The sequence below is a fragment of the Acinetobacter sp. 243_ASPC genome (genome assembly GCF_001054715.1).
Lineage (GTDB): Bacteria > Pseudomonadota > Gammaproteobacteria > Pseudomonadales > Moraxellaceae > Acinetobacter > Acinetobacter soli.
In genome coordinates this window covers 15,943-29,564 of record NZ_JVOR01000063.1, presented here as the reverse complement: position 1 = coordinate 29,564, position 13,622 = coordinate 15,943, and the positions used below count along the sequence as shown (strand labels likewise).

Below are 13,622 nucleotides of genomic sequence, written 5' to 3'. Positions count from 1 at the left end.
GAATCTGCTGCCAATGCCAGCCAGATCAACAGCATTAATGCTGCTCTGGGTGATAAAGCCAGCACTGGTGCACTTGAGTCGGTCAAATCGGAAGTTGATGAAATTGACGGACGATTGACTGCAGCAACTGAAAAAGTTGATGGTGTCTATGCGAAGGTCACACCTTTGACTGCAGACCAAGATAACTGGACCGCGGACAGCGGAAGTAATCAAGCGTCAAGCTGGTCGATACAGTCTGCACAAGTCGATGGTGATAGTGCCTTAAGTCAACGATTGGACATTGTTAGTACGACAGTCGGTGAAAACACAGCAACAATCAAGGAGGTCACAGAAAGCGTAGACGGTTTATATGTACAGAAATACATAAAACTGGATGTGAATGGAAAAGTTGCAGGCTGGGGAGGTGCAAATAATGGAGTTGAATCACAGTTTATTTTTAACTTTGATTCACTTGCGATTGGTAGTGGTAATAGCACCGGTTACTATCCGTTTGTCTTTAGAACAACACCGTTTACTGATCCTGAAACAGGCACGGTTTTTCCAGTTTCTGCATATTTTGCATCTGCAATGATGGATTATCAATCTGTTAAAAGATCAAACATTCAGAAATTAGCGGTTGGTACGGGTCAGATTGATGATTTAGCAGTTAAGCGAGGAAAAATCGATTATTTAGCCGTAGGTACAGGGCAAATCGACGATCTTGCTGTTGATACGCTGAAAATCAAAGACAATGCGGTAACGGTTCCGGTATCTGCATTTGCTGAGGCATCCACATCAATTGGTGGGGATTACACGACAGTTCAGACTTTGGCGGTACCTGCCGACATGGGGCACACAATCCTAACCTTTGGTGCTGTCTTTAGCTTCACTTCTTATACATCACAGCAGCGCTTGTTATGTCGTGTATTGAAAAACGGCAACGTTGTGTTTGAAGATCTGGAGGTTCACTTTATTGATTATGCATCTGTCGCTGTCGTTTCTGGCAGCAGCGGCAATCATAGCCATGGTCTGCAAATCAATGTAACGGGTACCGCTTCAGATGCGGGAAGTCATTCGCACGGCTACAGCGGATCTACAAACAGTTCGACTGCAGGTTCAGGCAACACCAGTCACTCTCATAGCTACAGCGGGACAACCGGAAGTGCTGGCTCACATAGTCATAGCTTGAACTTGAATGCGTCAGCTACGTCATTCAATGACGGTATTCACAGTCATGATGTGTCAATGCGAGGGAGTGCAAGAACTGCAGGAACGTTAAACATTTCGCGTCACGATTCAACATTAATTTCGGGTACGTTTGAGCTGCAATTACGTTCAGATTCTGGCGGGAGTGTGAATGTCTCTCAACGCTATATTCATGCCATGACAATGAGAAAATAGGAGCAACTAATTGGCTTACTTTGCAGTTTACGATATAGAAAGCGGTGAAATTCAGAACATTATTGAGTGTCCTGAATTTCTCTCAACTACCATTCATCATCATGCAAATCAGCAAGTACTTAAACTTGAACAACAAGTATCAGCATTAAAGTACAAAATTATCGATCACCAGTTGATTGAGATTTTATAAACCAAATCACAGCACCTTCGGGTGCTTTTTTATTGCCACGATCTGGAGGTTGGCATGTCAGAACAATCAGTAATTGAAGCAAGCGCAGCAACGCTTACAAGCAAAGTCACAGTTACCAGCGGGAGTGCTTCATTTTTGGGATTTGTAGCAAAAGTAGATGTAATCGCGTGGGGTGGTTTAGCTATTGCAGCACTCGGCTTGCTTATTCAGCTTTACTTTGCGATTGCCAAAAACAAACGTGAAAAAAGAGATGCTGAGTTACGCGAGATCGAGCATAAGCAGCGCATGGAAAATTTAAGAGGGGAATGTCGTGTCAAACAAGACTAAGTATTTTGTCATTGGATCTATAGTAGCCGCCAGTTTAGGCGGTTTTTTTATATCTGATGTTAGTGAAGAGCAGGTAAGTGCTACGGCACAAAAGGAAGGTTTTACACCCAAACCTATTATCCCAGTGAAGGGCGATGTTCCAACCACTGGCCACGGTACTACAGTCTACTGCAACGGAAAAAAAGTAACATTGAATGATCCGGCTATTTCAAAAGAAAAGGCACTTCAAGAACTGAAATGCCATATTTCTAAGAACGCACCGGCATTTAATGCAACTTTGAAAAATGTGAAAGTCTCTCAAGTTGAATACGATTTATATAACGACTTCGTATATCAATACGGCATTAGCGCATGGAAAGGCTCATCAATGCTTCGTAATCTCAAGGCGGGACAGTATGTGGCTGCATGCAAATCATTGCTGAAATGGAAGTACGTTGCAAAGCGTGATTGTTCGATTCGAAGCAATGGCTGCTATGGCGTCTGGACACGGCAAGTTGATCGTTATGAAAAATGCATGGGAGCCAACTCATGATCTGGTTATCAATACTAAGCGCGATAAAGCGCTTTTTTTACGTCTGTGTGAAGTGGATTCTGAAAAACAAGCGCTGGACGTTAATCATCATTCTGCTGATTTGCTGCTTATTTCAATCATATCAAGTTAACAAATTTGCGGGACAGGCGAAGGATCTGAAGCAGCAACACGCTGACTACATCACTCAACAGAAACTTGCTGCTGAAAAAGCCAAAGTTCAAGCTGCTAAACAAGAAAAAGTCTGGGCAGAGCAAATCATGCAAGTGGAGCAAAACTATCATGCCAAAATTAAACAAATTCAGTCTGATGCTGATTCTGCTCGTTCCAATGCTGACAGCTTGTCAAAGCAACTCAGCATTGCAAAGCAACGTATGTCCGCAGCTCCCCGTGAAACCGTCATTGAGTACGCCGATTCCTCAAGTGACATACTCGAAAGCTGCATCACAGAATATCGAGCAGTGGCACAAAAAGCTGATGATCACGCGGCTGATGCAGAGCGATTAATAAGAGCATGGCCAGAAAAAGCCCTCGATTGAGGGCTTCAATGCTATAATCAAAACTATTCAATCAAAATTAATCGCTTGGATTCATGTAATTTTTTATGAATAAATTTTAAGCGTAATAATCTTTCGTTTTTTTCATTTGTTCAGCAGCATCATTGACCCACAGTATTTTCTGCGCATTACTCCAGGGTTTTGCATGGTAATACTTGTTGATGCAATTCTTTTTTTTCACACCAATTATTTCAGCATCTCCAATAACCGTAATCGCTTGTTTAACAAGACCATCTAGCGAGTCATGAACTCCGCATGCGATAAGTACCGGAACACCTTTGATGAAAAATTCGTCAAAATCAGCTTTGTTTGAAGGAGAGAAAATAGAATCTTGTGGGTCTATATTTTTATAAAATATCTTGGATTTAGGTTCTCTCAAGTCTGATAGATTTACAATGCGGACATACTCAAGTGAACATTCTTTCATTACTGCGACAATCTGACCCTGTGTTTTATCAGGAGTTGTTTCAACTGCTTCATCCTGATCATTGAAATCTTTGCAAGGAGTTGATGCTCCAGGATTCATCATTATCACCATTAATTGAGGTGATGAAACTTTCGTGTTTAACTTTTTGATATCGAGATACTTTCTACATTTTTTTTCAGTACCATTCGAGACTTTTGTATAAAAAAGACCATAATATGTGTATTCATCTATAAATTTGAACATAACTTACTAATCAAGCAGTATTGTAGGGGGGGTAATGCTATCAATTTAGATGCTGCCAGGCACCTTATTTAGTCAATCATTAAATTAATTTAACATATTTTTATTTAACTTTTAAAAATCAATTAGATGGATCTATTTAAGTTAAATTAATTAAACAAAAATAAAATTTGGAACAACTTAAACAATTGAAATTATAGTTAAATATATTTTCTAAATTTAATTAATTGCTTAACTTCATCTGACAATACTTTATCTTCAATCATATTCATGGCCTTCCGTAATTCTTCGAATGAGACTTGAATATAACCATCTGTGACATCGTTATCATCATCTTCAAGAGTATGGTTGATAAGCCGCTTGATCGTGTAACTACCAATGGCTAAGCTATTTGCAATGGTTCCAAACGTTCTTCGCAAATCATGAAACGTAAATTCAATACCCGACAATTCAGTGATCTTTTTCCGTACGTCACGACGATCTTCAATATGAGATTTACCGGTTTTATCCGGGAAAACATACTGATTGTCACCGGCTCTTTTCTTACGCTCTCTGAGTATGTGCCACAACGTATTACCAAGAGGTAAAAGAAGGTCTTCGCCGTTTTTAGTATCAGTGATTTTGATCGTGCCGTACTTCAGATCAATATTTTTCCATTCCACTGTTTCGGCTTCACTTCTACGGAAGCCAGTTAAAATCGTCAGAAACAGATAATCTTGATTCGTGTAAGCATGCATGTTGTCTTTTTGGCTTCCAAGCCAATGCGTGGTTGCTACGTGATATGACCAGTCGTGAAGTTGATCGGCTCGAATATATGTACGCCGTCTCTTAATCTTATTCTGATTCTTTTTAGATCCAATAAAAGCTGCTGGATTCTCGCCAGTGATTATTAGTTTATCTTCTGGCCCGAGATAATTGATCTTTGCGAAGTTATGCAGTGCTCTCAAGAATTTAAAGGCAAGGTTGGCTTGTGCTGGGCTACGTTCAGTAAGTACAACAAAACGATCCCTACATGCCTTTTGGGTTAGGTATGTAATCTTCAGGCTTTTCCAGTCTTCAAAGTAGTCATTCACACATATATCGTATGCAGTGATTGTATCAGTGGATAACGATTTTCTCTCTTTATAGAGTGAGTATACTTCTGCAATAGTCGGTATACTTTTGGAAGTTAATAGCTGATCGGCTGCGGCGAGTCGGATATTTTTCTTTTCGGCATTAGGATTAATGCCTTTGCTGATCATGAGAAGATATTCTTTAGCCTGGTCTTTGGCTTGATTGACCGTCCATAAACCATACTGGCCAATCGTAACGCGGCATGGCATACCGTTAGGGAGCTTCTTTTCTGCAATGAAGGTCTTTACACCCTTAACACGTAAACCGAAGCCAGTGAGCTCAGAATCTCGATAAATAACCTGTTTTTCAGGCGAAAGAGGGACGTTGTCTACAAAAGTTTTAGTAATTTTGATTTTTTCATTGGTCATAAACATTTCGCCGTCTTTGCACTAATAGCGCATATTAAACAACAAATAGCACTAATTCTAGAGTATACACAGCGCATACACAGAAGACTATTTGAGATTTGAGGGGCGGTGATGAAAGTTCGATTTGAAGCTAAGTTATTATAATAATTTAAAAATAAATGCCTCCGAAGATGCCGCTGCCTGTCATTACCCTTGAACCCTTAAGTTCAAGGTGGAAGCGACGCATACTTGCTGGGTTTCCTACTCGCGGTAGGCATACACTCTAAATATGCAGAACGCTATCCTAAAGTGATAGTATCGGCTCAGGGGATTCTGACGCGCTGGCGAGCATCCCAGAGACAGATTCAGTATAACCGATCTGAACTCAATGGCAATTCCCTTGCCACAGTGTTATGTAAACTTAGTTTTCAAGTGGTGAACGTTTGCGCGAAAATGCACAGTTCTATAGGCTTTTTTCTACATCTTGTAAAATTGCGTCTAACAATCGCTCGCAATGTTCATACTCTTGCAATGATTTATTGAGGCTGAGTACTTCTTGGGTCAATTGAAGCGCGACCATAATGACCAGTTTGTTGTGTTCAACGCGCGGCGCACTACGGCGCATTTCATTAAAACGCTCATTCAGTACTTCAGCAGCACGTTCAAGCTCATCACGTTTTTCAACTGTGGTATTCAGACGAAAAATTTGTTCGATTAAACGTAGTTCGACGACCACTTGATCGCTCATGGATGAATCTCCTCAGTAGGGTCGGCGAGTTGCTGGATTTCCTGAGCATGTTGATCTTGTGCCGTACCCAAAATTGCAAGTCGTTGAATGATCGCTTCAACCTTTGATTTGGCCAGTTCATTTTTTTTCAGCAACCGATCACGATCTTGTTGTAACTCTTGAATCTCTTGCTGGCTTTGGCGCTGATGTGCTTGTAACTTTTCTTTTGTAACACGTAAGTCGTTGCGCTCTGCCAAAATTTCCTGAAAACGATTTTTCAGATCTGTACAACTTTTTTCCAAACGGCTGTAGCGGTCTGCAAGTGCCGTGGCATCTGTGTTAAGTTGCTTAAACTGGCCTTGAAGTTGGGAAAGCTGATCATTTAAGGTCTCAATTTCCTCTTGCTTGGCCGTAATGATGCTATTTTTTTGCACGATTTGACTATGATGTTGGGCTTCAGTTTCATCTTTCGTCTTTACGAGCGCTTCGTTGTCACGCTCTAAATGAAGTAAACGCGTTTTTAAAACGCCAACATGCGCTTGAAGTCGCTGTAATTGTTCTAACATAACGTAGTCGCACAGAATTGCAATCAAAGGTAATATATACGAAGTATAGAGATTGGATAAGCGAATGCAAGACGATATTTCAGGTTGGAACGAGTGGAACCAAAATTTTGAAGGAATTGAGGAAATTTCAAGCCCTAGTGAGTTACATGGCTTGCTTACAGGTATAGTTTGTGTGACAGAAGCACCGACCAGAGATGAATGGTTACAAATTTTAGCAACGCTAAATGTACCGACTTTAAACGATCAGGCGCTGTCTGTGCTGTCCGATGAAGCTGAAGACGTTGCGCATGCGCTCGCCGAAGATGAGCTGGACTATTTACCTATGCTCCCAGATTCAGAGCATCTTTTGCAAGAGCGGGTACAGGCGCTTGCAGATTGGTGTGCTGGCGTGGTACTCGGCTTTGGTTTGGCTTCCGGACACATCCGTTCAGATGAAGTTGAATTGATTGAGCATCTCCAAGATGTTGCAGCAGTCGAATTTGACGAATCAGACAACGATGAAGAAGGCGAAATGGGTTACGAAGAACTGTATGAGTTCGTTCGTTTGATTCCGGTCAGCTTATCGATTGGCCGTAAAAAAATCCCTGTTTCAGAAAGTTCATTAATTAAAAGTTTTCAGTCAAAGTTGAAAAATACATCTGAATCTGATGAAAATCAGAGTATTGTTGAAATGTTTACACCACATCGTCCAAGCTAATGCTTGGGCGCTGCCTTACCATTTAGACATTATCCATATAGATTATAAGAGCACATGAAACTGACCCAAGCAGATTTTGAACGTCGTCGAGACCGCCTCGCTGAGCAGATGGGGCCAAACAGTATTGCAATTATTGAAACCAGTCCAGTGGCGTATCGAAATCGTGATGCGGATTATAAGTTTCGTGCAGATAGTAGTTTCTTTTATTTAACTGGATTTGCCGAGCCTGAAGCTGTAGCAGTGATTGAAACGGGTGAAAGTACAGCAGATTACACCTATAGCCTGTTTTGTCGTGAACGTAATCGTGAGCTTGAAATCTGGAATGGTTATCGTGCAGGTGTCGATGGTGCGGTTGAAGATTATGAAGCAGACGAAGCCTTTGCGATTGATTTGCTTGACGAAGAAATCATCGAGAAGTTATTCAATAAGGGCGCCATTTATTATCGAATCGGGCATCGAGCTGAATTTGATGCGCGCGTAAGTCAATGGATTAAACAGGCTCAAGATCAAGACAAACGCGGCGACGGTGCGCCGTCTCAAGTGCTTCAACTCGATCGCCTCTTAGATGAAATGCGACTGTTTAAGTCAGAAGAAGAAATTCAATTGATGCAAATCGCATCGGACATCAGTGCACAAGCGCATACTCGTGCCATGCAAAAGGTTCGTCCGGGTATGATGGAGTATGGACTTGAAGCTGAATTGAACTATGTATTTAATCAAAATGGCTGTGTTCCGTCTTACAACAGCATTGTTGGTGGTGGAGCCAACGCCTGTATCTTGCACTATGTAGAAAACAATCAGCCGCTCAATGATGGTGATTTGGTGTTGATCGATGCAGCATGTGAATACCAGTGCTACGCATCTGATATTACGCGTACTTTTCCAGTCAATGGTCGTTTTAGTCCAGAGCAACGCGCGCTCTATCAAATCGTGCTAGACGCACAGTATGCCGCGATCGATCAGGTGCGAGTCGGACGGTCGTATCGTGATCCACACGAGGCCGCAGTGCGTATCATCACACAAGGTTTACTTCAACTTGGACTGATGCGCGGCGCAATTGATGAACTCATCGAAAAAGAAGCCTACCGTCAATTTTACATGCATGGCACCGGACATTGGTTGGGGATGGATGTGCATGATGTAGGTGCCTACAAAGTGACTGGCAAATGGCGAAGTTATGCGCCAGGTATGGTGGTCACGGTTGAGCCGGGTATTTATATTGCGCCTGATGATGAAACGGTAGATGAAAAATGGCGCGGTATCGGCATTCGAATTGAAGATGATGTCGTGGTGACCGAAGATGGCCCATTGATTCTGACGCAAAATGTGGTTAAAGAAATTGATGCAATTGAAACACTTATGGCTCAAGCGAAACGATAAAAATCGAGTAAAGGAGAAATCGCAGTGCAACATGTGATTATTGTCGGTGGTGGAATGGTGGGATTGAGCCTCGCGCTCATGCTGGCAAAACAAAATATTGCAGTAAAATTGCTTGAAGCCATTCAGTATCCAGATTACGACGACGAAAATCTGGCTCCCTATCACTCAAGTTTCGATGCACGAAATACGGCACTATCACGCCGAAGTGTACAAATTTATCAAAAGTTACAGCTCTGGGATGCGCTACAGCAACACGCAACGCCTATTTTACAGGTTCATATTACCGAAGAAGGTAGTTTTGGCAAAGCAAGACTGGTGGCCTCACAAGAAAAAGTCGAAAGCTTTGGACAGGTCATTGAAAATGCATGGTTGGGGCGTGTATTACTTACACAGGTACGCCAGCACGAACTCATTGAGCTGATCGATAGCGTCAAAGTAACGTCATTAAAACAAGATCAGGACTTTGTCTATTTAAATGCCGAGCGTGAACATGAGCAGCTTGAATTACAAGCAAAACTGGTCATTGCCGCCGATGGTCGTGATTCATTTTGTCGTCAGGCTTTAGGCGTGGGTGCCGATGTTCGAGATTATGATCAAGTGGCGATTGTGACCACGGTACAAACCTCTAAACCACACGAGCAGGTCGGATTTGAGCGCTTTAGTGCGTTAGGTCCACTGGCATTATTGCCTTTGCCTGGCGAGTCGCGACGCTCTGTGGTCTGGCCTGTAAAAAAAGGCACCGAAGACGAATGGTTGGGTGAGCACAACGATCAGCATTTTCTAGATGCTTTACAAAAAACCTATGGGGATCGGGCAGGAACTTTTGAAAAAACTGGACGACGTTTTAGTTACCCGCTGTCACAAGTATTGGCACATAAGCAGGCTGTAGGTCGTGTGGTACTCATGGGTAACGCTGCGCATACGATTCATCCGGTCGCTGGGCAGGGCTTTAACCTATGCCTACGAGATGCTGAAGTACTGGTGCGCCATCTGTTACAACAATTGAGTGAGTCTGACGATATCGGTGAGCCAGAAAATCTGCTGGCTTATGAACAAGCCCGATTAAAAGATCAGCAACGCGTGATTAAATTCTGTGATTCGGTGGTGCGTGGCTTTAGTAACCAAAATCCGGTACTCAAATTATTGCGAAATACCGGGCTGGTGGCTTTTGATGTTATTCCGGGCATTAAGCCATTAGTTGCCAATTACGCGATGGGGTTAAAAGCATGACACAAATGCACGATGTTGTGATCGTCGGCGGTGGGCTGGTAGGCGGACTGACAGCGCTATTGTTGGCTCAAGGTGGCGTTCGTGTCACCGTCCTCGATGCTGCTCCTGTACTTTCACGTGAACACATTGAGCGTGAAGTAAATCCACGAGTATTGGCTTTGAGTCAGGCCACCATTCATTTGTTAGAGACCGTTGGAGTCTGGAGTGCTATTTCACGTCATATGCCGTATTCGGGCATGCAGGTGTGGAATAAAAATGGCTACGGTGAAATTCAATTCGGACATGCGAGCGAGCAGACACCACATCTGGATCAGGCATTGGGTTCGATGGTGGAACCGAGTATTGTTAATTTTGCAATCCAGCAAAAAATGCGTGAAGTGATTGCAGATTATCGGACGCAGATTCGTGTCAAGCGAATCGAATCTGTACAGTCGGGCTGGCAGCTTGAGCTTGAAGATGGTTCAGTTTTGCAGACTCGTTTGCTGATTGGTGCAGACGGTCCAAATTCGTTTGTGCGTAACCAAGCCATGATTGATCTGGATGTGCTGGATTATCGTCAGGCTGCGATTAGCTGTGCCGTGAAGACGGCGCAGCCACATCAGCATGTGGCTCGCCAGCTCTTTTTGCCGACCGGGCCATTGGCATTCTTGCCGATGGCCAGTATCGAGCCAAATGAAAAGGGATTTCGGCAGTCAATCGTGTGGACATTGCCAGAAGATTATGCCGAGGAATATGCTGCATTAGGCGATCAGGCATTTGCGGATTTACTTACACAAGAAAGTCAGCATATGTTGGGTCAAGTGCATGAGGTACGTTCGCGTGCAACGTTCCCGCTGATCGCCCGTGCTGCAAAACAATACATCAAACCGGGATTGGCTTTGGTTGGAGATGCAGCGCATGTGATTCATCCTCTGGCTGGTCAGGGCGTCAATATCGGTTGTTTAGATGCAGCACTACTCTGTGATGTGCTGCTACATGACCGGGCGCGTGGTGTATGGGCACATGAACAAACCTTGCGACGTTATGAACATGCGCGTAAAGGGCAAAACGATGCCATGATGCATGGTATGTCTGTGATTGGCTGGCTGGAATCTCAAACGCTATTTCCAGTGATTGCAGCGCGTAACGCGGGCTTAAAATTTGTTGATGAGCATGAAAATCTAAAAAATGCTTTCCTACAGCAGGCCACAGGATTGAGTTTACTCGCCAAAACCCGTTATGCACATTAGGACTTAAACGGTAATTTTTAATCAGTCATTGATTAATGATTACAAATTAGTTTAAAAAAATACGAAATTGGTGTAAAAGCCTCTTTGCGAATACGCAAGAGATTGTTAAATTTCTTCGTAATTTATGAGTAACGTTCATGATGTATGAATCGGTCATTGAGGGGAGAAAAAAATGACGGATATGAATGAATACGATGAATCAGAAGATGCGGCAGTCGATGAAGATGAAGCCAAAGCTGCTGAACATGGTGCCAACGATGAAGAGTCAAGCGGAAACGATGCAGATCTTGCAGAAGCTGAAACGCTGACAGTGACAGCCAAGCAAAAGCAAAGACAAGCGCTTGAAGATGAAATTGCGGCATTTCTAGCAAAAGGCGGAAGTATTACCCAAGTTCCGCCAGATGAAGACGCCCGAGATTAATCTGAATCCATAAAAAAAGCATCATGATTGATGCTTTTTTTATGCTTAATTGAGATCGGTCTGGGTCAGTTCTAAAGCGCGTTGATAGGCAATTTTTTTCTTGATGCCGGTCAGGTCGGCGGCAAGCTGAGAGGCAGCCTTCACAGAAAGATCCTGTAAAAGACGCGTCAGTAACTGATCCAGTTTTTCTTGCTCCATGTCTTTTTCAACTGGATTACCGCCTACAATCAGTACAATTTCACCTTTTTGCTGATTATGATCATGCTCTACAAAGCTGACCAACTCACCTAAACTCATTTTTTTTATGGTTTCAAATGTTTTGGTGATTTCACGTGCGAATCCGACAGGTCGCTCGGCACCAAAAACCTGCATCATATCTTTGACACAATCTAGAATACGATGCGGCGCTTCATAAAAAATCAGGGTTTGTGTTTCATCTTTTAGTTTTTCAAGCTGAAGCATGCGCTGAGAAGATTTAGACGGTAAAAAACCCTCAAAACTAAAGCGATCACTCGGTAGTCCGACAGCACTCAGGGCTGCAACGGCTGCACAGGCACCCGGCACGGGTACTACGCGAATCTTGTGTTCTTGAGCAGCACGAACCAGTTTAAAACCTGGGTCACTAATGAGCGGGGTACCTGCATCACTGATCAGGGCAATATTTTCACCCGCTTTTAAACGTTGAATCAGTTCATTAATTTTATGATTTTCATTGTGATCGTGGCATGCTGTCAATGGAGTTGTTATATTATAATGCTTAAACAACTGAGCAGACTGACGCGTATCTTCTGCGGCAACTAAACTGACCGATTTTAAAGTTTCGATGGCGCGATACGTCATGTCATCTAAGTGCCCAATTGGGGTCGCTACAACAAATAACTGAGCACTCATAAGGTTTTACTCCATGCTACATAATAAAAAGACTTGGCTGCTGATGTTTTTTGCAGCTTTTGTTTCACAGGCACACGCCGAAGTGATCGTCATTCTACCTGAAACCGGACCTATGGCGCGAGCCGCGACCAGTATTAAGCACGGTTTTTTGAGCGCTTACGCGCAATCAAACCACAAAACACCCATCAAATTTGTTAACTCAGATCAGCAAAACATGAAGTCTATTTTCAGACAGCATGTAGGCAAAAAAACTGAAATGGTGGTTGGGCCACTGGCTCGGCAAGATGTTGAAGAGGTGATGAAGCTCAACCCCAAAGTAAAAGTGTTGGCCCTCAATGAAGTGGGTGCTGAAGCAAAAAACGTGATTCAATTTAGTTTGTCGAAACAAGATGACGCAGGCTCGATGATCGATGTGTTGCAAAAAGATAACATCACGGATCTCTTGGTGCTGCGTCAAAATGGCAGAGAAGCCGATACCGAACTGTATTACATCTCGCTGGTTTCGCAATTTGGTCATCGTGTAGAACCGATTCAAACGTTACCGGCCAAGCTTAAAAAAGGTCAGGGTTTAATGCTGATGGGCGATTCTACATGGCTCAACCAACTGGGCAAGCTACCCAAACGCGGAGTATATGCACAAGCCATTGCCATTGAAGAAAATAAAGCGATTCCAGAGGGGCTAACCTTTTGTGATGTACCTGCCTTATACGAGCATCAATGGAACGATGTGTACCATGCCTATTTGCAAAAACCTGAACCGATGCCGTATCAGCGTTTAATCGCCTTTGGTGGAGACGCGTGGATGCTGACTGAACAATATGTACTTAATCCTGCCATACAGGATTTCCGACTCAAGGGCCGAACGGGCGATTTAACTGCACAGGGCGATCGGATCAAGCGTAATGTGCATTGTTATCAAAAAACCAAGCGTTCGCTTGTGGTTCTCAAATAACACAGTCTTCACATCATGCTGAGCCGCATGCTCACCACTTGGGTGTATGGGCAGAACAAGCGGCTTTAACCTTACTGCAAGCCCATGGGTTTCAGTTGGTGCAACAAAATTTTCGCTCGCGCCGTGGTGAAATTGATTTAATTGTGGCCAAAGGAGATGAGCTGGTTTTTGTTGAAGTCAAAGCACGCACCCAAGGGAGTTATGCGATGGCAAACGAAGTACTCATGTATTCACAACAACGTAAAATCATTAAGACGGCGCAGTATTTTTTGAATAAGTATCCACATTATCAGCAGTTTTACTGTCGTTTCGATGTGATTTGTTTTGATTTCCCCTACAAAATTGCAAAAACAGTACAGCAAGATTTTTCTAATCTTCGCTATGATCGACAGTGGATCGAAAATGCGTTTACTTTGTAA

Annotated in this window: 16 protein-coding genes, 1 other RNA gene and 1 pseudogene; 12 read left to right on the top strand and 6 right to left on the bottom strand. The window is 43.1% G+C overall.

Going from position 1 to position 13,622, the window contains the following annotated elements:
* From ADA42_RS18640 to ADA42_RS06315, 5 genes and pseudogenes are all read left to right on the top strand, one after another.
* A pseudogene (locus tag ADA42_RS18640) lies at positions 1-1,380 on the top strand (phage tail protein); the annotation flags it as partial.
* Positions 1,381-1,390: 10 nt separating this feature from the next.
* The gene (locus ADA42_RS06330) at positions 1,391-1,570 is read left to right on the top strand and encodes a hypothetical protein (protein WP_048764173.1); all 180 of its coding nucleotides are present in this window, start codon (positions 1,391-1,393) and stop codon (positions 1,568-1,570) included.
* Positions 1,571-1,624: 54 nt separating this feature from the next.
* Positions 1,625-1,897 (top strand): holin, encoded by a 273-nt coding sequence (locus tag ADA42_RS06325; protein ID WP_004938147.1) that lies wholly within the window; start codon positions 1,625-1,627, stop codon positions 1,895-1,897.
* Positions 1,881-2,429: a glycoside hydrolase family protein gene (locus ADA42_RS06320; protein ID WP_048764171.1), complete on the top strand. Its 549-nt coding sequence runs from the start codon at positions 1,881-1,883 to the stop codon at positions 2,427-2,429. Before ADA42_RS06325 ends, ADA42_RS06320 begins: the two co-directional genes overlap by 17 nt.
* Complete coding sequence (locus tag ADA42_RS06315; protein ID WP_152682179.1) at positions 2,426-2,965, top strand: hypothetical protein; 540 nt, start codon at positions 2,426-2,428, stop codon at positions 2,963-2,965. The genes ADA42_RS06320 and ADA42_RS06315 overlap by 4 nt, the downstream gene beginning before the upstream one ends.
* Positions 2,966-3,041: 76 nt before the next feature.
* Here ADA42_RS06315 and ADA42_RS06310 read toward each other — a convergent pair whose 3' ends face one another.
* The 5 genes from ADA42_RS06310 to ADA42_RS06295 form a co-directional block, all read right to left on the bottom strand.
* On the bottom strand, positions 3,042-3,509 hold the full coding sequence (locus tag ADA42_RS06310) for a hypothetical protein (RefSeq protein ID WP_161798540.1): 468 nt from the start codon (positions 3,507-3,509) through the stop codon (positions 3,042-3,044).
* Between the two features lie 341 nt (positions 3,510-3,850).
* Entirely contained in the window at positions 3,851-5,131 is a 1,281-nt protein-coding gene (locus tag ADA42_RS06305; RefSeq protein WP_053086578.1) for an integrase family protein, read from the bottom strand.
* 157 nt (positions 5,132-5,288) lie between these two features.
* A non-coding RNA gene (gene ssrS, locus ADA42_RS17860) (6S RNA) lies at positions 5,289-5,473 on the bottom strand.
* 100 nt (positions 5,474-5,573) lie between these two features.
* Positions 5,574-5,858, bottom strand: coding sequence for a cell division protein ZapA (locus ADA42_RS06300; protein WP_004936208.1), 285 nt, complete (start codon positions 5,856-5,858; stop codon positions 5,574-5,576).
* Positions 5,855-6,403, bottom strand: a complete 549-nt coding sequence (locus ADA42_RS06295; RefSeq protein WP_048764168.1) for a hypothetical protein — start codon at positions 6,401-6,403, stop codon at positions 5,855-5,857. The genes ADA42_RS06300 and ADA42_RS06295 overlap by 4 nt, the downstream gene beginning before the upstream one ends.
* A gap of 64 nt (positions 6,404-6,467) precedes the next feature.
* Between ADA42_RS06295 and ADA42_RS06290 the strand changes: the two genes are divergently transcribed.
* The 5 genes from ADA42_RS06290 (at position 6,468) to ADA42_RS06270 (ending at position 11,360) form a co-directional block, all read left to right on the top strand.
* Positions 6,468-7,100: a UPF0149 family protein gene (locus tag ADA42_RS06290; RefSeq protein ID WP_004946229.1), complete on the top strand. Its 633-nt coding sequence runs from the start codon at positions 6,468-6,470 to the stop codon at positions 7,098-7,100.
* 54 nt (positions 7,101-7,154) lie between these two features.
* A complete protein-coding gene (gene pepP, locus ADA42_RS06285) occupies positions 7,155-8,480 on the top strand; it encodes a Xaa-Pro aminopeptidase (RefSeq protein WP_048764166.1) in 1,326 nt (441 codons plus the stop codon).
* Positions 8,481-8,534: 54 nt separating this feature from the next.
* Complete coding sequence (locus ADA42_RS06280; protein WP_048764176.1) at positions 8,535-9,710, top strand: FAD-dependent monooxygenase; 1,176 nt, start codon at positions 8,535-8,537, stop codon at positions 9,708-9,710.
* Positions 9,707-10,939: an FAD-dependent monooxygenase gene (locus tag ADA42_RS06275; RefSeq protein ID WP_048764163.1), complete on the top strand. Its 1,233-nt coding sequence runs from the start codon at positions 9,707-9,709 to the stop codon at positions 10,937-10,939. The genes ADA42_RS06280 and ADA42_RS06275 overlap by 4 nt, the downstream gene beginning before the upstream one ends.
* Before the next feature lie 172 nt (positions 10,940-11,111).
* Positions 11,112-11,360, top strand: a complete 249-nt coding sequence (locus ADA42_RS06270) for a hypothetical protein (RefSeq protein ID WP_004936225.1) — start codon at positions 11,112-11,114, stop codon at positions 11,358-11,360.
* 45 nt (positions 11,361-11,405) lie between these two features.
* On the opposite strand, the gene rsmI is transcribed toward ADA42_RS06270, so the two are convergent.
* Positions 11,406-12,251 (bottom strand): 16S rRNA (cytidine(1402)-2'-O)-methyltransferase, encoded by an 846-nt coding sequence (gene rsmI / locus ADA42_RS06265; protein WP_048764162.1) that lies wholly within the window; start codon positions 12,249-12,251, stop codon positions 11,406-11,408.
* Positions 12,252-12,264: 13 nt separating this feature from the next.
* Here rsmI and ADA42_RS06260 point away from each other — a divergent pair, with 13 nt between their 5' ends.
* Together ADA42_RS06260 and ADA42_RS06255 are read left to right on the top strand one after the other, a co-directional pair.
* On the top strand, positions 12,265-13,203 hold the full coding sequence (locus ADA42_RS06260) for a penicillin-binding protein activator (protein WP_048764160.1): 939 nt from the start codon (positions 12,265-12,267) through the stop codon (positions 13,201-13,203).
* A complete protein-coding gene (locus ADA42_RS06255) occupies positions 13,200-13,622 on the top strand; it encodes a YraN family protein (protein ID WP_004936234.1) in 423 nt (140 codons plus the stop codon). The genes ADA42_RS06260 and ADA42_RS06255 overlap by 4 nt, the downstream gene beginning before the upstream one ends.

What these genes read in the sequence shown, in the direction of transcription:
- ADA42_RS06305 (WP_053086578.1), bottom strand. Translation starts at nt 5,131, where the DNA reads ATGACCAATGAAAAAATCAAAATTACTAAAACTTTTGTAGACAACGTC.
- ADA42_RS06290 (WP_004946229.1), top strand. Translation starts at nt 6,468, where the DNA reads ATGCAAGACGATATTTCAGGTTGGAACGAGTGGAACCAAAATTTTGAA.
- ADA42_RS06315 (WP_152682179.1), top strand. Translation starts at nt 2,426, where the DNA reads ATGATCTGGTTATCAATACTAAGCGCGATAAAGCGCTTTTTTTACGTC.
- ADA42_RS06275 (WP_048764163.1), top strand. Translation starts at nt 9,707, where the DNA reads ATGACACAAATGCACGATGTTGTGATCGTCGGCGGTGGGCTGGTAGGC.
- ADA42_RS06295 (WP_048764168.1), bottom strand. Translation starts at nt 6,403, where the DNA reads ATGTTAGAACAATTACAGCGACTTCAAGCGCATGTTGGCGTTTTAAAA.
- ADA42_RS06300 (WP_004936208.1), bottom strand. Translation starts at nt 5,858, where the DNA reads ATGAGCGATCAAGTGGTCGTCGAACTACGTTTAATCGAACAAATTTTT.
- ADA42_RS06280 (WP_048764176.1), top strand. Translation starts at nt 8,535, where the DNA reads ATGGTGGGATTGAGCCTCGCGCTCATGCTGGCAAAACAAAATATTGCA.
- pepP (WP_048764166.1), top strand. Translation starts at nt 7,155, where the DNA reads ATGAAACTGACCCAAGCAGATTTTGAACGTCGTCGAGACCGCCTCGCT.
- ADA42_RS06260 (WP_048764160.1), top strand. Translation starts at nt 12,265, where the DNA reads ATGCTACATAATAAAAAGACTTGGCTGCTGATGTTTTTTGCAGCTTTT.
- rsmI (WP_048764162.1), bottom strand. Translation starts at nt 12,251, where the DNA reads ATGAGTGCTCAGTTATTTGTTGTAGCGACCCCAATTGGGCACTTAGAT.
- ADA42_RS06310 (WP_161798540.1), bottom strand. Translation starts at nt 3,509, where the DNA reads ATGAATCCTGGAGCATCAACTCCTTGCAAAGATTTCAATGATCAGGAT.
- ADA42_RS06325 (WP_004938147.1), top strand. Translation starts at nt 1,625, where the DNA reads ATGTCAGAACAATCAGTAATTGAAGCAAGCGCAGCAACGCTTACAAGC.
- ADA42_RS06270 (WP_004936225.1), top strand. Translation starts at nt 11,112, where the DNA reads ATGACGGATATGAATGAATACGATGAATCAGAAGATGCGGCAGTCGAT.